The organism is Histidinibacterium lentulum, assembly GCF_003789055.1.
GTDB lineage: Bacteria > Pseudomonadota > Alphaproteobacteria > Rhodobacterales > Rhodobacteraceae > Oceanicola > Oceanicola lentulus.
Map to the genome: position 1 here is coordinate 48,117 of NZ_ML119095.1, position 16,433 is coordinate 64,549.

Sequence of the window (16,433 nt, forward strand, 5' to 3'; positions counted from 1 at the left end):
CCAGCCGTTGGAAGCTCAAGCTCTTTTCAATGGTGGTCGTGAGCGCCTTCCAGGGCGGGATTCCGTGCGAGGAAGATTCCGACGAACAGGAACACCAGCGCCATGCCGATCGCACCCAGGACGACGATCAAGGGGTCGGACTGCCATTTCATCGCGGCGAAGGCGGCCAGCACCACGGCATCAAGTGCGATTGCCGTCAGCAACACCCAGCCCCGAGCGCCGATTTCTTCGCGCAGATGCCGGAACACGCCGAAATGGATGATCATGTCCATCACCAGATAGAAGAAGGCCCCGAGCGAGGCGATGCGGCTGAGGTCGAAGAAGACCGTCAGGAAGCCTGCGATCACGACGGTGTAGACGAGTGTGTGGTCCTTGATCGTGCCTGGCATCCCGAAATGGCTGTGCGGGATCATCTTCATGTCCGTCAGCATCGCCAGCATCCGCGAGACGGCAAACACGCTGGCGATCAGGCCCGAGGCAGTTGCCACCAGCGCAAGCGCCACCGTCAGGTAGAAGCCGGTTTGCCCGAGGGCTGGTTGGGCCGCTTCAGCCAGCGCGTAGTCCTTCGCCGCCACGATGCGATCGAGCGGCAGGCTGGAGCCGACCGCGAATGCGACCAGCAGGTAGACGACGACGCAGATGGCGATGGACAGGACTATGGCCCGGCCCACGTTCCGATGCGGATTGGTCACCTCGGCGCCGCTGTTGGTGATGGTCGTGAACCCCTTGAAGGCGAGAATGGACAGCGCGACCGACGCCACGAACCCACCCGCACGAAAATCTCCGCCCGACGCTTCGAACGAAATGCCGCTGGCCCACAGACCGGCCGCCCCGAACAGCGCAATGCCGCCCACCTTGAGAATGGCCATGATAATGGACAGCAGCCCGACCGACCGGTTGCCAGAGACGTTCACGAGATAGGCGAAGACGATCAGCCCCACGCCGAGGACCGGCACGAGAATGCTGTCCGGATCGCCGCCGAAGGCTCGCAGGGTGTAGGTTCCGAAGGTGCGAGCGACGAGGCTTTCGTTGATGACCATCGACAGCGCCATCAGGAGAGCTGCGCCCGCCGCGACCGTCGTCGGTCCGTAGGCTTTCTTCAGGATCATCCCGATGCCGCCCGCAGACGGGTATGCGTTCGACATCTTGATATAGGTGTAGGCGCTGAAGGCGGTCACGATGGCGCCGACCACGAACGAGAGCGGGAAGAGAGGCCCGGCGAGTTCGGCGATCTGGCCGGTCAGCGCGAAGATGCCCGCGCCGATCATCACGCCGGTGCCCATGGCTACCGCACCGGAAAGGGTGATGCTGTTCTTCTGGTACTCGCTTCCGGTCATGGATTTCCCTTTTCAGGCTTTTGCCGCATGGCTACCCAAAGCAGTGGCAGGCCCGTCAAGAGGCCGAGGCCAAGTACTGCCCATGTCGCCCGGCCCAGATCTCCGCTCACCGCCTCGCCGCCGAAATGGGCCAGCAGGAAGCTTGCCGGAATGATCCCCGCCAGTGTTGCCAAGGCGAAACGCCAGGCGTGCAATCGGCTCAGTCCGGCCGCGTAGCTGATCATGTCGAAGGACACGAAGGGCATCAGGCGGCTGGCAAGAACCGTCGCCGTCAACGCGTTCTGCGAGCCGAGCAGCCCGGCATCGACGCGGTCCCCGAACACCCGCCGCAGGACGTCATGCCCCAGAACCCGTGCGAGACCGAAGGCGATCAGCGCCCCGAGCTCGGCGCCGATGACGACCTGCACGGTCCCCCAGAGATGTCCGTAGGCCGCTCCGGCCGCCAGTGCGATGGGTGCACTCGGGATTGGGCTGGCCACGACCGCGATGGTCATAAGCGTGACGATCAGGACCGGCCCCCAGAGACCCGCACGCGCCACCAGCGTTTCCAGACGCTCGGGCTCCAGGAGGCTGCGCGCCTCGGCGAACACCGAAGGCGCGAACTGCCAGACAGCGAGCAGTCCGATGCCGAGGATCGCAAGGCCCGCGAGAATGGTGACGCGCAGGCTCATCTCAGACCGCCGCGACGGCCTTCGCCAGGAGGTCGCGCACCTCGCCCGCCACGGCCGTCAGTTCGGCGTTCTCAATCGCCTGCATCGACGCCACAGGATCGATGGCGCTGACTTCCACGCCACCGTCGACCTCGCGCAGGATGACGTTGCATGGCAGCATCGCACCGACGCGCGGTTCGATCCCGATGGCCTGATGCGCCATCTTGGGGTTGCAGGCGCCGAGGATGCGGTAGGCGGGCATCTCGACATCTAGCTTCTTCTTCATCGTCGCCTTGACGTCGATCTCGGTCAGGATGCCGAAGCCGTGGTCGGTGAGGGCCTTCCGCGCGCGAGCGTCGACGTCGTCGATACCGGCGTCGGGGAACATTCGATTGATCGTGTAGGTCATTGCCAACTCCTTTTTTCTATTTCCGAAGATACTTGATCAGCGCTGCTATGGCCAAAACCAGCAGCACGAGGATCAGCAGGCCGAAGAGCCAGCCAAACCCCATTCCGAAACCCATTCCGGGGCCCATGTCGTTCCAGTTCATCATCTCATCCTCCTGATTTTTACCCGCAGGGTGCGTCTTTTGGCCGGCCCTCACGACAACATGGGGCAGGACAGACCAGGATCGGTGCCGGGCGGGGCGCCATGTCCGGACGACCCGCTGGGATCAGACGGACGCCGTGACCGCGAATTCGGTCATCATCCCCGTCGTAAGGTGCGGCATGTGGTGGCAATGCAGCATCCATCGGGCGGCCTCACCGACATCGAGGGCGACATCGACCATCGACATCGGTGGCACGTGAACCGTGTCGCGTAGTGCACCGGCGACCCGACGCCCGTTCAGCCCGACGACCTGGAACACATGGCCGTGCAGATGCATCGGGTGCGCCATCATCGACATGTTGTGGAACGACAGCACGACCCGCTCACCGCTGCGTGCGGTGATCGGCTGGTGCTGGCCCCAGACTGCCCCGTTTATCGTCCAGACGTACGGCTGCATCGAACCGCCCAGCATCAGCATCTGGCTGCGGTCCACGGGTCGATCCGGCAGAGCGTCCAGCGCGATGAGGCGCGCCTCCTGCGCCAGATCGGTGTCGAACGCGGGCGCTTCGGCATCCGCCATTGCATCGAGACGCCGCACTTCGGCACCCTGCGTGGCGAGGATCAGGCCGGTGCGCTCGCGCGCGCCTTCGCGCAGGGCGAGGATCGGCCAGGCGCCGCCTTCGTGCGGCAGGTCGATCTCGATGTCCAGACGCTGGCCCATTGCCAGACCGAACCGCGTGCCGGCGAGAGGTTCGACCGCGTGCCCATCTACCGCGACCAGCCGCGCCTCGGCACCGCCGGTCTCGATCCAGAATACCGTCGCCGCAGCGGCGTTGATGACCCGAAGCCGGATACGGCCACCGCGCTCGACCTGGACCACCTCCGGGTCCGACAGGGTCCGGTCATTGGCGAGATAGGCGTCCCAGTCATAGTCGTTCAGGTCCATGGCCATGCCGCCCATCTGGCCGCCCATACCCATCATCCCGCCCATTCGGGGCATGTTGCCCATCGGCATGCCGCCCGTGGCGCCATGGCCCATGGCCCCGTGATCCATGCCCTGCATCGCCCCCATGCCTCCCATGGGAGCGCCCTGATCGGGCAATGCACCGGCACCATGGCCCGCGCCGTGCCCGCCGCCATGACCTGCGCCGATCTCGGCCAGAACCTCCTCGGGGGCCTTGAAGGAGAAGTCATGAAGGAACATCACGACGTCTTGCCGGTCGGCAGCAACGTCCTCGGCCGAGCGCACGATCAGCGGCGCGGCGAGCAGCTGCATCTCCTGGGTGGGCACATGGCTGTGCATCCAGTGCGTGCCGGGCCGTGCCTCGAAGTCGTAGGATCGGGTTTCACCCGGTGCGAGGAGGGGCATCGGCATGTCCGGCACACCGTCCTGCGCGTTGGGCGGGATCTGTCCGTGCCAGTGGATGATGGTACCGACGTCCAGGTCGTTGGTCAGATCGACCCGGAACCTCTGGCCGGGGTCGAGGATCAGTCCCTGACCGCCGGGGCCGGCAAGCCCGAAGACCGTGGCAGCGCGACCGTCGATGTCGAGCGTGCGCGTCGCAGCGGAGAGGCTGATCGGCGCCACCCCTTGCGCGAAGGCGATGCGGGGCAAGTGTGCAGCGCCAATGGCGGCCGCACTTGCGGCAAGAAAGCCGCGTCGAGAAAGCATGTTCATGGTCGTCTCCTCGGGACTTCCGTCCCGTTCATCAATACCGATGGGGCGCCTCGGGCGTCTGCCCGGGCGCGCTCAGAGGAGACGGAGCTTGGGAGGTCGTTCGTTCAGTCCCGGCGCACGGCTGACGTGGATTGCCGCGGACGGGACGTCATGACTGGCGGCGCCGTAGGCGTGCCCGGCTTCCTCGCCTGCCGACGTCAGGAAGGCAGAGAGGCCTGCGCATACGAACTCGCACATCTCGGCATCGGCCGATCCACAGTGCTCTCCAGCGTCACAGTCGAAGCCCGAAATGACCGGAGAGTGCATCATGTCGGCGACATGCATCGCGTGATCCACACCGGAATTCATGCTCATGCGTGTCGCATGCGCGGAGGTCACCGTCGTCACCACGGTGATCGCGAGTATGGCAAGCATGGTGACGACACGTTCGAGCATGCTGCAAAGATAGGCATTGCTCACGAGAATGTCCATTGTCGCAGGCGCCTCGCCGCTGGCACAACGTGGTCTCGACCAAACGCGAATGTTATTCCGCAGTGATCGGCGATAGACGTCTTGAAAAAAGCTCTCCGAAATACTGTTGTGATCGGTCTGGTCGTCGGAGGTGTGATCCTCGCGGTCTTTGCTGGCTGGCGTTATGCCGGTACCGCATCCACCGCCGTGGCGTCGGCGGACATCATCGCGCAAGGACGCCAGATCTATGCGGATCAGTGCGCCGCCTGCCACGGCGCGGAACTGGAGGGCCAGCCGGGCTGGCGCTCGCCGCTTCCGTCCGGCCGGTTGCCGGCGCCACCCCACGACGCCAGCGGCCACACCTGGCACCATCCTGACGATGTCCTGTTCCGCATCGTTAGGGAAGGCACCGCCGCCGTGGTCGGCGGCGGATACGAGAGCGACATGCCCGGCTTCGCAGACGTGCTGAGCGACGCGGACATCCGCGCCGTTCTCGACTACATCAAGAGCACATGGCCAGAGCGCGAGCGCCGATACCAAGAGAGGGTGTCGGAGGCAAACTGACATTCCCCATGGTCGTCGGCTGCTACTCGCGCCAGGCCAGTTCGCAGACCGAGTTAGAGGAACGTCGCCGACCAGGTCAGCACCATGAAGCCGCCGAGCGACTGCATCATGTTGACCATCCGTATCGGCCCGGTTGCCTCGATCTGCGTGTACCCGAGCGTGGCGAAGTTGACGCCGGAGAAGTAGATCAGGCCGCTCCAGCATGGGTCGTAGCTGCCGTCGAAGCCTCCCACGCCCCAGCCCTGCAGCGCCCTGTAGACTGCGGCGAAAGCCAGGATTTCAATCGTGTGGAGCGCGAGCAGCCCGACGAACGCCACCATGATCGCCGCCTGCGGTCTCTCTTTCGAGTTCGGCTTCACGCCCCGGACGGCCAATAGCCCCGTAGTGGTGCGCGACCAGATGGCGGCCACCAGCGCGAAACCGAGCAGAAGCCCGATTCCAGTTGCAGCATGTTGAGCACTCGCGGCGGAACAGTACCCCGAGGTTTATGTTCTCAGCGCTCGGCCCTGCGGCATGGCAGCGGAACCATCGCCCTGCCGATGATCTGATCTCAGGCCTCACGTTCCGGATCAAACGCAAGAAGCCGCAGCGCGTTCAGTGTGACGAGCACCGTCGCGCCGGTATCTGCAAGGATCGCGATCCACAGCCCGGTAATGCCGAGGATCGTCGTCACCAGAAACACCGCCTTAAGGCCGAGCGCGATCGCCACATTTTGCCTGATGTTCGCCATGGCTGCGCGAGCAAGGCGAATCTTGCCGGCCACATCGGTCACGCGATTGCGCAGGATCGCGGCGTCGGCGGTTTCAAGCGCGACGTCCGTTCCGGAGCCCATGGCAACTCCGATGTGGGCGGTGGCGAGCGCAGGGGCATCGTTGATGCCGTCGCCCACCATCATCACGCGGTCTCTGGCGGTCATCTCACGGATCGCGGCGACCTTGCCTTCGGGCATCAATTCGGCGCGATGGTCAATGCCCAGCCCAGCGGAAATGGCTGCTGCCGTGCGCCGGTTGTCGCCGGTCAGCATCACAGACGCGATGCCAAGCGCCTTGAGTTGCTGCACCGCGCGGGCGGCATCCTCTCGGGGTTCGTCCCGGAGCGCTACGAGTCCGACCAACTGGCTCCGGCGGAAGACCGCGACGACTGTCTTGCCTTCATCTTCCATGCCGACCACCGCCCGGAGCGCGTGGTCGTCCAACACACCGCGCTCCCCGGCGAACCGTGGAGAGCCCACCCAGGCGGTTTCACCCTCAACGACTGCTTCGGCCCCTTTGCCCGGAAGCGCTTTGGCGGCGGTCGCGGCCAGGAACGGCGCTCCCGCAGCTTCCGCGCGGGACAGGATCGCCTCCGCCAGAGGATGGCTCGACCCCGCTTCGACGGCGGCAGCCAGCGCCAGCACCTCTGTCTCCGATCCCGAGATCGGCACCACGTCCGTGACGCGCGGCCGTCCGTGGGTCAGGGTTCCGGTCTTGTCGAATGCGACATGCGTGGTGGCCGCCGCGGCCTCGATCACGGCGCCTCCTTTCATCAGCAGCCCGCGACGCGCGCCTGAAGAAAGCGCAGAGGCGATGGAAGCCGGTACCGAGATCACCAGCGCGCAGGGGCATCCGATCAGGAGAAGCGCGAGCGCCCGGTAGATCCACGTATCCCAGCCTTGCCCGAACGCGAGGGGCGGGACGATGGCCACCAGCACCGCAACTCCGACGACGGCCGGCATGTAGATGCGGCTGAAACGGTCGATGAAGCGCTCGGTCGGGGCCCGGGCGCTTTCCGCTTCCTCGACCAGCCGGATGATACGGGCAATGGTGTTGTCCTCGGCCGACTTGGTGACCCGAACACGCAGCGCCGCCTCGGAATTGATGGAGCCGGCAAAGACGGAGGCACCGGGTTCCTTCAGCTTCGGCACACTCTCGCCCGTGACGGCGCTCTCATCGACGCCCGAGGTGCCCTCGATAACTTCGCCATCTGCCGGGACCCGGTCTCCCGGGCGCACCAGAACGATCTGGTCCACCTGCAGCTGGTCGGCTGGTATCACCCGAGTCCGGCCGCCGATCTCCAGGATCGCGGTCTTCGGTACCAGACGAGCGAGCGCCCGGATCCCGTCGCGGGCCTTGTTCGCCGCAACACCTTCGAGAACCTCCCCGACGGCGAAGAGGAAGACGACGAGCGCCGCTTCCTCGGCGGCGTCGATGACGAGCGCGCCGCTGGCGGCGATTGTCATCAGCATCTCGATCGTGAACGGCATCCCCGCTCTGGCGGACGCGACGGCGCGGCGTGCGATAGGGGCGACACCAATGAGCGTCGCGAGGATGAATGCCCACGTTGCCACATCCTGGGAGGCGAGCAGTTTCACGGCCCATGCCGCCGCGAGGAGGAGACCGGTGCCGATCACCAGTCTGCCCTTCGCGGTCTGATACCAACGCGAACCGGGCCCGGGACCGCTCTCGGGCCCTGTCGATCCAGCGTTGGGCTCGAGTCCTGCGGCATCTCGCGAGCCGTCCGCACGGGACGCTTGCTCATCGTCCGGCAGCACGAAGCCTTTCCGATCGGGGCTCGATCCTTTCGCCGCGATCCCGTAGCCGAGCCGCTTGACGATTGCTTCGATCTGGTTGCGAGGGGTCTGCCCTTCATCCAGAGTCAGCCGAAGCCGCTCGGTCATTAGCGCCACATCGACGTCGCTCACGCCAGGCAGGCGTTCGACCGCACCCCGGACCTTGCCGGCGCACGACGCACAGTCCATCCCGGAAACCGTCCATTCGTAGGTTGCACTGTCGTTCGCCGTCATCACGCCCTTCCAACCCGCCCAGCGGGCAACATTGTATTTGCTGAGTCGGGAACCTAAGGTCTCTAGTAGCTATAGCTTCAAGAGGAAATCTGATGCTCACCATCGGAAAATTGGGCGAAGCGGCCGGCGTGAAGGTTCCGACGATCCGCTACTACGAGCAGATCGGGCTCCTGCCGGAGCCAGATCGCAGTGCCGGGAACCAGCGGCTCTATGGGCAGTCGGCACTGGATCGGCTAGCCTTCATCCGCCATGCGCGGGAGCTCGGTTTTCCGCTGGACGCTATCCGAGACCTTCTGAGTCTCTCTGACAGACCCGATCAATCCTGCGCAGCCGCCGATGTCATCGCCAGGGCGCAGCTGGCCGAGGTTGAAAGCCGCCTTGCGCGCCTGACTGCGCTGAAAGGCGAACTTGAGCGCATGGTCGTGCAATGTGCAGGCGGTCGGATTGCCGATTGCCGGGTCATTGAAGTTCTGGGCGACCATTCGCTATGCGCAACCGATCACCAGCATCCGGAGAGCGAGGCGGCATCGTGAAAGCACCCGGCACCCTCGCCATCTACATCGGTGCCGCTCTGGCCGAGATTGCGGGCTGCTTTGCGGTCTGGGCATGGATGCGGCAAGGCGCGAGCGCGCTCTGGCTGGTCCCCGGCCTCCTGAGCCTGGCCGTCTTCGCTTGGCTCCTGACCCTTGCCCCCTCCGATTTTGCGGGGCGGGCCTACGCAGCTTATGGCGGGGTCTATATCGCAGCCTCGCTCCTCTGGCTGTGGCTCATCGAGAAGCAGCGCCCGGACACTTGGGACCTGACAGGTGCCGCAATCTGCCTCGCCGGTGCGGCCGTCATCCTGTTGGCGCCGAGGGCGGCTGGTGGATGATCGGGGGTGCTCTCCAAGATCAAGGCAGCCGACTGCCGCTCATCGTTGCCGACATCACGATAGAGCCAACCTTTGCGGACGGACTCCCGCTCTTCCAGCGTAGCAGCTGTGCGCATCAAATAAAATCAATGACTTATACTGGAGAAGGTTGGACGTCAGACCCATCCCCTCCGCCACTTGCCCCCGCGAAAGCGTTCTCCCGATCCGGCTGCGGCCGGATTTTTCCGTTATCCGGCATGATTGGGTCGGTGCTTCGAGTCCTGCCGGTCGCGTCGGACCAATGCTATGATGCGGTCATCCGGGATGCGGGGCACCGGGAGCACGTGAGTGCGGGCAGACCGATCTGAAAACATGGGCCGAGAGCCCGTTCCGTTAATTGGTCGCCCCTGCGGCTTGCCCGGATGTGCCGAGAGCACGGATCTGTAGTTGCCGCGTGCCCGCCAGCTCCCGCTTCGACGGAAGAGGAGGGAGACATGCGGATCATTGGGCTCGATATCCATCGGGCATTCGCCGAAGCGGTGGCGCTCGAGGACGGCGTCTGCCACCGGCTCGGACGGATCGGGATGACGCGGGACCAGCTCGAGTCGTTCGCGGACACCCTGCAGTCGACGGATCACGTCGTCGTCGAGTGCACCGGCAATGCGACGGCGGTCCTGGACATCCTTGCGCCGAAGGTGGCTCGGGTGGCGGTGGCCAACCCGCTTCAGGTGCATCTGATCGCGCGGGCCAAGACCAAGACCGACAAGATCGATGCGCGGGTGCTGGCGAAGCTCTACGCCGCCGGCTTCTTGCCCGAAGTCTGGATTCCGGACGCGGCAACGCAGGCCCGGCGCCGGCAGGTCACGCGCCGGAAGCAGCTGGTGAAGAGCCGGGCTCGGCTCAAGGCGATCGTGCAATCCATCCTGCACGCGCACCTGGCCCCGCGCTGCCCGCATGCCGACCTGTTCGGCGGCAAGGGGCGTGCCTGGCTCCGCACACAGGACCTGCCGGAGGACGAACGTGTCGCAATCGAGCGGCATCTCGAGGAATATGACCGCCAAACCGCGGCGCAGAAGGCCGTCGAGCGCGACATCGCCGGCATCGCGCTCGACGACGCGAACGTGAGGCGTCTCATGACGATCCCCGGAATCGACATGGTCGTGGCTGTCGGGATGATGGCGGCGATCGGCCGGATCGACCGCTTCGCCGCTCCCGAGAAGCTCGTGGCCTATCTCGGCCTCAACCCGAGTGTCCGGCAGTCCGGCGACGGGCGGGCCCACCACGGCCGGATCACCAAGCGCGGCAGCAGCCGGGCCCGTCACTTCCTGGTCGAGGCCGCATGGCAGACGGTGCGCAGCCCGGGCCCGATGCGGGCGTTTTACGAACGCGTGCGCGCCCGGCGCGGCGCCCATGTCGCCGCGGTTGCGGTCGCCCGCAAGCTCACCGTCCTGATCTGGCACATGCTCACGAAAGGCGAGGACTACGCCTGGGGGCGGCCCCTGCTCATGGCTCGAAAACTGCGCAATCTCGAACTCGCGGCCGGTCACGCCGCCAAACCCGGGACGCGGGGCGCCGCCTACGAATACGGGATCACGGAACGCCGCCAAGCCGACCGCGCCCAGGCCGAGCAGGCCGAACGAGCGTACAGGCGCATCACCGAGCACTGGCGACGACAGAACAAGAAGGACGGTGCGGGCGCCGCAAGCGAGGTGCGACACTGATCAGGCTGCGCGACGAAGCCTTCCCCTCATGCTCCGCTCTTGGCCACGCGGTCGCCCGCGCCCCCGAAAATAGCACGGTTGCAGCGAAAGGGGCTGTTCAATCTCATCCGTGTTTTCGAGGGTTATGTAGGTGGGCCTGAGCACCCCTCCTGCTGCCAGGAGGCTCGCAAGCGCTCTCTCAAGGCCGATATTCTCCGGACCTGATGACTGCACCGATTTGGTGAATTTTCTTCAAGGCGTTGGAAATACAGCGAAAATATCGCGTCTCCGCTGAGCACTTCGATTTCAGGGACGCGCTTCGAGAGGGAACCGAAATCGAACAATGTCCAGGTCGGTGAAGCAGCGGGGTGGTGGTTTAGCCGCCGCGATCCCCGTCGGTAGCGATTTTCCCGCTATGCAGTATGTCGCTTTCACCGATCTCAATGGTGACAGGCCCCATGTGCAGCCACGCCGCGAGGAGATCGGTCGTGGCGCTAACCTGTTCCGGCTTCCGCAGGGCGCACTCCCATACCGTCGCCACGCGCCACCCGTCTTCGAGGAGTCTTGTGCGAACGGCACTGTCTCGAGCGGTGTTCGCATCGAACTTCGCCCGCCAGAACTCCGGCCGGGTTGCCGGTACGGTCGAGTAGCGGCACCCTTGGTGTCGGTGCCAGAAGCAGCCGTGCACGAAGACCACGGCCCGGTGCTTCGGAAGGACAAGGTCCGGTCGACCGTGAACCTTGCCGGAATGAAGCCGGAAGCGGAAACCGCGCGCGTGCAATGCCCGCCTGAGGGCCAGCTCGGGCTTGGTGTTCTTTCCCCTGATCCCAGACATCATCCGGGAACGGGTCTGCTGGTCCACAATATCGGTCACATCCGTCCTGGTTTTCGTCCCTGAACCTGGTATATACCGGCTGAATGAAATTCGTCAGGAGCCTGATTTGCCTTCCACTTTCGGTATTGTCGATCTGTTCGCCGGCCCGGGCGGACTTGGCGAGGGGTTCGCTTCCCTCGTCGAGGACGGCCATGCGCCGTTCCGGATCGGCATTTCGGTCGAAAAGGAGGCGTCGGCCCATCGGACCCTGACGCTGCGTGCTTTTCTGCGCGAGTACCGTGCACGTCATGGCGTCTTGCCGAAAGAGTTCATCGATTTCCATGCCGGGCTGGCATCCGAACCGGACTGGTCAGCCGCCGATGCCGAAGCGTGGAAGCATGCCACCGACGAAGCCCGCGCGCTCGAGCTCGGCACCGGGGCTGCGGCAACCGCCATTGATGGCGCCATCGCAACGCTGAAACGAAAGTACGACGACACGATCCTGATCGGCGGTCCGCCCTGTCAGGCCTATTCCTTGGTGGGGCGCGTCCGCTCCAGAGGCAAGGTCGGCTATGTCCCGGAGGAAGATGCGCGGCACTACCTCTTTCGGGAGTACATCCGGGTCCTCGACAAGCTTCGCCCGGCCGCCTTTGTTATGGAAAACGTCAAGGGCATGCTTTCGTCCACAGTCGAGAGCCGGCTTGTCTTCGAGATGATGATGGAGGATCTGTCCTCGCTCGGCACGGGTCACGCCCATCACTACGAACTTCGTGCCGTCCGGGTAGAGGATGGCAAGGCCAGCCTGCAGGAGGCGGCGCAGCCCTCGGATTTCATCGTGCGCGCCGAGGCGTTCGGAGTCCCGCAGCGTCGCCACAGGGTGATCATCGTCGGCATCCGTTCGGACATCGCAGGACAGGCAGCCGATGCGGAGATCGCTGTATCGGGGATCGCGCGGACCGTCCGCGATGTCATCGATACGATGCCCGCCTTGCGAAGCGGCATCAGCCGCGGGCGCGACGACGCGGCTGCTTGGCGAGGAGAAGTCCTACACGCCGCAAAGCTGCTGGCCGGCATCTCCAGGGGGAAGGAGAAACGTGCGCTCCGCGAAGCGTTCCTGACCGTTTCGGAGCGAGTGAAGGAAAACCCGCCAATTGTTCGGGCCGCGTCACGGTTGCCAGACGGCTACGGCACTTCGAACGATGAGTTGCTGCAGTGGATCGAGCGACCGGAACTTCGCGCGATCGCCCAGCACGAGACGCGCGGGCACATGGGATCGGATCTGGGTCGCTACCTGTTCGCTGCCGTGTTCGGGACCGTCCGTGGCTACAGCCCGAAGGCCGCCGATTTTCCTCTGGTGCTCAGCCCCGATCACCGCAACTGGCACAGCGGTGTGTTCAATGACCGCTTCCGGGTTCAGCTGGCGGACGAGGCATCGACCACGGTCACGAGCCACATCTCCAAGGATGGCCACTACTTCATCCATCCCGATCCGATCCAGTGCCGCAGCCTGACCGTGCGCGAGGCAGCCCGCCTGCAGACCTTCGCCGACGATTACCTGTTTCTCGGCAATCGGACACAGCAGTATGTCCAGGTCGGAAACGCCGTGCCGCCGTTCCTTGCAAAGCAGATCGCGCGCCTAGTGTTTGAAAGCCTTCGAGCTAGCAATAGGTAGGTTAATCGATAACCAAAGTGTAAACACCTTTCGCACGACGAGCCGTCCTCACCGGAACTTCAGGGTAGCGTTTCTTCATCAAGGCCAGAATTTGCACTCGATAGTGGTCCACCATGCGCTCTCCCAGAATGACTTCCTTGATCGCCTCGCGAGGGTACGGCCGAAGGATCGGTGCGGTGTCGCTCTGCGGCGATTGAACCAGAAGACGTCGCTCTCCCTCATATTTCCATTCCGTGGGCTTCGCAGCGAAGACAAGTCGCCATATCTCTTGCATCTGCCGTAACGCGACTGCACCAGCCTGTTCGTAAATTGGGATCCAGCTCATTTCGTCCGTCTTCCTCAAATGCTGGATTCGTGTTTCCGTCTCCTCGATTGCCATCTGATGATACCAGTCTTGGTCCCGAGCGATCGCGTAGACGAAGCTGTCCAAAGTTGGTGGCGCATCGATGTAGGCCACGTCCACAACATAACCTTCAGGCTCGGCTTTGGTGACCAAGTGTAAGCGCGACGGCGTGGCCCTATGCGGCGAGACTTGACGGCCGTGCGTAGCGCCAGGGCATGAGATCCTCGATGCGGGATTTGGGGTGTCCGTCGAGGATGGCCCGGAGGGTGTCGGCGAGGTACTCGACCGGGTTCACGCCGGCCAGCTTGCAGGTGGCGACCAGCGAGGCGAGCATGGCCCAGTTCTCGGCACCGGTCTCGTTGCCCGCGAAGAGGGCGTTCTTTCTTGTCAGCGCGATCGGGCGGATCTGGTTCTCGACCGGGTTCGTGTCGAGTTCGAGGGTGCCGTCGTCGAGGAAGCGGATCAGGCCGGGCCAGTGCGCGAGGGTGTAGCGGATGTCCTCGGCGAGCCGGGATTTCTGCGGGATGCACGACAGCTTGGCCTCCAGCCACGGCTTGAGCGCTGCGATGATCGGAGCGGCGTGCGTTCGGCGGGCGGCGAGGCGGACGGCAGGATCCTTGCCGCGGACAGCCTTCTCGACCCCATAGAGAGCCGCGATCCGGCGCAGCATCTCCTCGGCGATGGGGGAGCCCTCGTTCTCGAAGCGCTTGACGAAGCGACGGCGGACATGGGTCCAGCAATAGACCAGTTGCCACGGACCATTCTCGCGCGGGATTTCCGTCAGCGCGTTGTAGGACTGGTAGGCATCGCATTGCAGGAACCGGCCGCGGTATCCGGCGAGGAACTTCAGCGGATGCGACTTCCCCCGACCGGGAGCGTAGTGGAACAGCACGATGGGTGGCCCAGCGCCGCCATGACCGCGATCGTCGGACACGACGGCCCAGAAGTAGCCGCTCTTCGTGGCCTTCCGGCCGGGGTCCAGCACCGGCGCGCGGGTCTCGTCGACGAAGATGCGATCGGCGGTGCGCAGATGGTCGCGCACGTGGTCGATGACCGGCGTCAGGTGGAAACAGGCGCGGCCGACCCAGTTGCCGAGCGTGCCGCGGTCGAGGTGGAGCCCCTGCCGCTCGAAGATCCCGGCCTGGCGGTAGAACGGGAGGAAGTCTCCGAACTTCGACACGATGATCCATGCGATCAGCCGCTCGGTCGGCAGCCCGCCCGGCACGACATGCTCGGGCGCATGTGCTTGCGCCATGGCCTGTGAGCAGCGGCGACAGGCGTATCTGGGGCGCCGCGTCACCAGCACCTGGAACTGCGCCGGGATCACGTCGAGCCGTTCGGAGATGTCCTCTCCGATCCGGGCCATCTCGCCGCAGCCGCAGGGGCAGAGGGTGCTGGCGGGCTCAATCACGCGCTCGATGCGGCGCAGATGCGTCGGCAGATGGCCACGATTGCGCGCCGGCTTGCGGGGCGTCTCCCCGCGCGCCCGTCGCAGCGCGGCCTCGGCCTTCTCCTGCGCCGCCTCGAGCACACCCTGGGCCAGCTCGGCGTCCTCGAGCGGTAGGTTGAACTGATCGGCAGACAGCTTCTCGGAGCGCCTGCCGAACGTCTCGCGCTGCGACGTGCGAAGGATGTCCTCCAGCCGGCGGTTGGCTTCCTGCACCTCGGCCAGCGTCGCCTCGACCTCGGCCAGGCGGGCCTTCAGGTGAGCATTCTCGCGGCTGAGGGCGTCGGCATCCATGTGCCGAAGTGAATCACGCGGGCCCCGTGCTGACCAGCAAGAACAGGTCCCGGAGGCTCAGCCGGCGGCCTGCGGACGCCGCGCCCGCTCCGGTCGCACCAGCCGCCAGTCCAGCCCCTCAAACAGCGCCGCCAGCTGCGCGGACGACATCCGCATCACGCCGTCCCGCACCTGGGGCCAGACGAACTTGCCGCCCTCCAGCCGCTTGTGAACGAGCACCATCCCGGTCTGGTCCCAGACCAGGAGCTTGATGCGATCCGCCCGCTTCGCCCGGAACACGAAGATCGCCCCGGAGAACGGGTCGAGCCCGAGCATCTCCTGTACCGCCAGCGCCAGCCCGTCGATCCCCTTGCGGAAGTCCACCGGGCGCATCGCCACGTAGACCTTCACCGGCCCGCCCTGGCCGAGCATCATGACATCGACGCCCGCGCCGCCCGGATCGCCCGCGCCAGCAGTCCCTCGTCGACGTCGGTCCGGGCGCGGATCACGACATCGTCGACGACGATCTCCAGCGCAGGCAAGGTCTGCGACGCCGGCGCCACCGCCGCAGCATCGTCGACCACCAGTTCCGCGAACATCGGCAGTGCCGCCAAGCTCTCTGGAACGACAAGCTGACCCGTCCGCAGCTTCTTCCGCCAGTCGTAGACCTGCCAGCGCGTCGTTCCGTGCCGTCGTGCAACGTCCGCGACCTTCGCCCCGGGCACCAGACTCTCCGCCGCGATCCGTGCCCGCTCTGCCTTCGTGCGCCGCCGCCGACCAGTCGGCCCCTCGATCACCTCAAGCCGGGAAACCCCACCACCCGTCGAGCCGTCCAAATGGACGCCCACTTTGCCGTCTCGCTCCAAACCACTGCCTCCCACGCTCGTGCTCGCGCAGAATGGCCCAGTCAGATCGCCGGCGGCAGCAGGGGATCGGCGTGGCGCTTACGACCAAGTTCTCATCAAAGACAATGCAAAATCCGCGAAGCCCGTCTGCGTAGTGAGACCACATAAGCAGGTTGTCCCGTTGCGAGCCAAAACATGCAATTCTTACTCCATCTCTCATCTCTTGGAATGGTGGTTGGTAATCCTTGCATTCATTGAAGTATGCAATCACATCCTCGTCCTGGGGTGAACAACCTTCCATGCCCCACGCCCTCAGCGCCGCCGCAAAGCGCTCAGGTTCGCGCAAAGCGTGTAACCGCCCGATTGAAGCCGCCTGCCTGATTGCGGGGTTCCGAGCTAAGACACGTGCATAACGACGTCGTTAGCGACGTGTCTTATCGGAAGGTGCCATGCTGGGCGAGGTTTTGGGTGTCGAACG

At 65.0% G+C, this 16,433-nt stretch carries 18 protein-coding genes; 5 read left to right on the top strand and 13 right to left on the bottom strand.

Going from position 1 to position 16,433, the window contains the following annotated elements; translation table 11 throughout:
- Window positions 1–26: 26 nt before the first annotated feature.
- From EAT49_RS20645 to EAT49_RS20665, 6 genes are all read right to left on the bottom strand, one after another.
- A complete protein-coding gene (locus tag EAT49_RS20645; protein ID WP_045681289.1) occupies window positions 27–1,337 on the bottom strand; it encodes an APC family permease in 1,311 nt (436 codons plus the stop codon).
- Entirely contained in the window at window positions 1,334–2,008 is a 675-nt protein-coding gene (locus tag EAT49_RS20650; RefSeq protein WP_045681287.1) for a TVP38/TMEM64 family protein, read from the bottom strand. The genes EAT49_RS20645 and EAT49_RS20650 overlap by 4 nt, the downstream gene beginning before the upstream one ends.
- 1 nt (window position 2,009) lies before the next feature.
- Entirely contained in the window at window positions 2,010–2,396 is a 387-nt protein-coding gene (locus EAT49_RS20655) for a DUF302 domain-containing protein (RefSeq protein WP_045681285.1), read from the bottom strand.
- Window positions 2,397–2,412: 16 nt separating this feature from the next.
- Window positions 2,413–2,541 (bottom strand): hypothetical protein, encoded by a 129-nt coding sequence (locus tag EAT49_RS21755; protein ID WP_264224588.1) that lies wholly within the window; start codon window positions 2,539–2,541, stop codon window positions 2,413–2,415.
- Window positions 2,542–2,661: 120 nt separating this feature from the next.
- Window positions 2,662–4,215 (bottom strand): multicopper oxidase family protein, encoded by a 1,554-nt coding sequence (locus EAT49_RS20660; RefSeq protein WP_062563567.1) that lies wholly within the window; start codon window positions 4,213–4,215, stop codon window positions 2,662–2,664.
- 72 nt (window positions 4,216–4,287) lie between these two features.
- Complete coding sequence (locus tag EAT49_RS20665) at window positions 4,288–4,686, bottom strand: hypothetical protein (protein ID WP_045681279.1); 399 nt, start codon at window positions 4,684–4,686, stop codon at window positions 4,288–4,290.
- Window positions 4,687–4,767: 81 nt separating this feature from the next.
- On the opposite strand from EAT49_RS20665, the gene EAT49_RS20670 reads away from it, so the two are divergent.
- Window positions 4,768–5,229 (top strand): c-type cytochrome, encoded by a 462-nt coding sequence (locus EAT49_RS20670; protein ID WP_082724933.1) that lies wholly within the window; start codon window positions 4,768–4,770, stop codon window positions 5,227–5,229.
- 53 nt (window positions 5,230–5,282) lie between these two features.
- On the opposite strand, the gene EAT49_RS20675 is transcribed toward EAT49_RS20670, so the two are convergent.
- Both EAT49_RS20675 and EAT49_RS20680 read right to left on the bottom strand, forming a co-directional pair.
- Window positions 5,283–5,549 carry an ion channel gene (locus EAT49_RS20675; protein ID WP_123193413.1) on the bottom strand — a complete coding sequence of 89 codons (267 nt, stop codon included), beginning with the start codon at window positions 5,547–5,549 and terminating at the stop codon, window positions 5,283–5,285.
- A 230-nt stretch (window positions 5,550–5,779) separates the two neighbouring features.
- A complete protein-coding gene (locus EAT49_RS20680) occupies window positions 5,780–8,011 on the bottom strand; it encodes a heavy metal translocating P-type ATPase (protein ID WP_208997431.1) in 2,232 nt (743 codons plus the stop codon).
- Between the two features lie 92 nt (window positions 8,012–8,103).
- Here EAT49_RS20680 and EAT49_RS20685 point away from each other — a divergent pair, with 92 nt between their 5' ends.
- From EAT49_RS20685 to EAT49_RS20695, 3 genes are all read left to right on the top strand, one after another.
- Window positions 8,104–8,544 (top strand): MerR family transcriptional regulator, encoded by a 441-nt coding sequence (locus EAT49_RS20685; protein WP_045681275.1) that lies wholly within the window; start codon window positions 8,104–8,106, stop codon window positions 8,542–8,544.
- Complete coding sequence (locus EAT49_RS20690; RefSeq protein WP_244304760.1) at window positions 8,541–8,882, top strand: YnfA family protein; 342 nt, start codon at window positions 8,541–8,543, stop codon at window positions 8,880–8,882. Before EAT49_RS20685 ends, EAT49_RS20690 begins: the two co-directional genes overlap by 4 nt.
- A 473-nt stretch (window positions 8,883–9,355) precedes the next feature.
- On the top strand, window positions 9,356–10,582 hold the full coding sequence (locus EAT49_RS20695; RefSeq protein WP_123644176.1) for an IS110 family RNA-guided transposase: 1,227 nt from the start codon (window positions 9,356–9,358) through the stop codon (window positions 10,580–10,582).
- A gap of 355 nt (window positions 10,583–10,937) precedes the next feature.
- Here EAT49_RS20695 and EAT49_RS20700 read toward each other — a convergent pair whose 3' ends face one another.
- On the bottom strand, window positions 10,938–11,435 hold the full coding sequence (locus EAT49_RS20700) for a very short patch repair endonuclease (RefSeq protein ID WP_123644177.1): 498 nt from the start codon (window positions 11,433–11,435) through the stop codon (window positions 10,938–10,940).
- Between the two features lie 67 nt (window positions 11,436–11,502).
- Between EAT49_RS20700 and EAT49_RS20705 the strand changes: the two genes are divergently transcribed.
- Window positions 11,503–13,047 (top strand): DNA cytosine methyltransferase, encoded by a 1,545-nt coding sequence (locus EAT49_RS20705; RefSeq protein ID WP_185020866.1) that lies wholly within the window; start codon window positions 11,503–11,505, stop codon window positions 13,045–13,047.
- A gap of 1 nt (window position 13,048) precedes the next feature.
- Here EAT49_RS20705 and EAT49_RS20710 read toward each other — a convergent pair whose 3' ends face one another.
- The 4 genes from EAT49_RS20710 to tnpA form a co-directional block, all read right to left on the bottom strand.
- Entirely contained in the window at window positions 13,049–13,504 is a 456-nt protein-coding gene (locus tag EAT49_RS20710; RefSeq protein WP_123644179.1) for a hypothetical protein, read from the bottom strand.
- 61 nt (window positions 13,505–13,565) lie between these two features.
- Window positions 13,566–15,131, bottom strand: coding sequence for an IS66 family transposase (gene tnpC, locus EAT49_RS20715; protein WP_123644180.1), 1,566 nt, complete (start codon window positions 15,129–15,131; stop codon window positions 13,566–13,568).
- Window positions 15,132–15,188: 57 nt separating this feature from the next.
- Window positions 15,189–15,545: an IS66 family insertion sequence element accessory protein TnpB gene (gene tnpB / locus EAT49_RS20720; protein WP_221181485.1), complete on the bottom strand. Its 357-nt coding sequence runs from the start codon at window positions 15,543–15,545 to the stop codon at window positions 15,189–15,191.
- The gene (gene tnpA, locus EAT49_RS20725; protein WP_342773835.1) at window positions 15,542–15,991 is read right to left on the bottom strand and encodes an IS66-like element accessory protein TnpA; all 450 of its coding nucleotides are present in this window, start codon (window positions 15,989–15,991) and stop codon (window positions 15,542–15,544) included. The genes tnpB and tnpA overlap by 4 nt, the downstream gene beginning before the upstream one ends.
- Window positions 15,992–16,433: the final 442 nt, after the last annotated feature.

Excerpts from the sequence above, each read along its gene's own strand:
- EAT49_RS20655 (WP_045681285.1), bottom strand. The coding sequence starts at position 2,396 with ATGACCTACACGATCAATCGAATGTTCCCCGACGCCGGTATCGACGAC.
- EAT49_RS20695 (WP_123644176.1), top strand. The coding sequence starts at position 9,356 with ATGCGGATCATTGGGCTCGATATCCATCGGGCATTCGCCGAAGCGGTG.
- EAT49_RS20685 (WP_045681275.1), top strand. The coding sequence starts at position 8,104 with ATGCTCACCATCGGAAAATTGGGCGAAGCGGCCGGCGTGAAGGTTCCG.
- EAT49_RS21755 (WP_264224588.1), bottom strand. The coding sequence starts at position 2,541 with ATGATGAACTGGAACGACATGGGCCCCGGAATGGGTTTCGGAATGGGG.
- EAT49_RS20675 (WP_123193413.1), bottom strand. The coding sequence starts at position 5,549 with ATGGTGGCGTTCGTCGGGCTGCTCGCGCTCCACACGATTGAAATCCTG.
- EAT49_RS20650 (WP_045681287.1), bottom strand. The coding sequence starts at position 2,008 with ATGAGCCTGCGCGTCACCATTCTCGCGGGCCTTGCGATCCTCGGCATC.
- EAT49_RS20645 (WP_045681289.1), bottom strand. The coding sequence starts at position 1,337 with ATGACCGGAAGCGAGTACCAGAAGAACAGCATCACCCTTTCCGGTGCG.
- tnpB (WP_221181485.1), bottom strand. The coding sequence starts at position 15,545 with ATGATGCTCGGCCAGGGCGGGCCGGTGAAGGTCTACGTGGCGATGCGC.
- EAT49_RS20680 (WP_208997431.1), bottom strand. The coding sequence starts at position 8,011 with ATGACGGCGAACGACAGTGCAACCTACGAATGGACGGTTTCCGGGATG.
- tnpC (WP_123644180.1), bottom strand. The coding sequence starts at position 15,131 with ATGGATGCCGACGCCCTCAGCCGCGAGAATGCTCACCTGAAGGCCCGC.
- EAT49_RS20665 (WP_045681279.1), bottom strand. The coding sequence starts at position 4,686 with ATGGACATTCTCGTGAGCAATGCCTATCTTTGCAGCATGCTCGAACGT.
- EAT49_RS20660 (WP_062563567.1), bottom strand. The coding sequence starts at position 4,215 with ATGAACATGCTTTCTCGACGCGGCTTTCTTGCCGCAAGTGCGGCCGCC.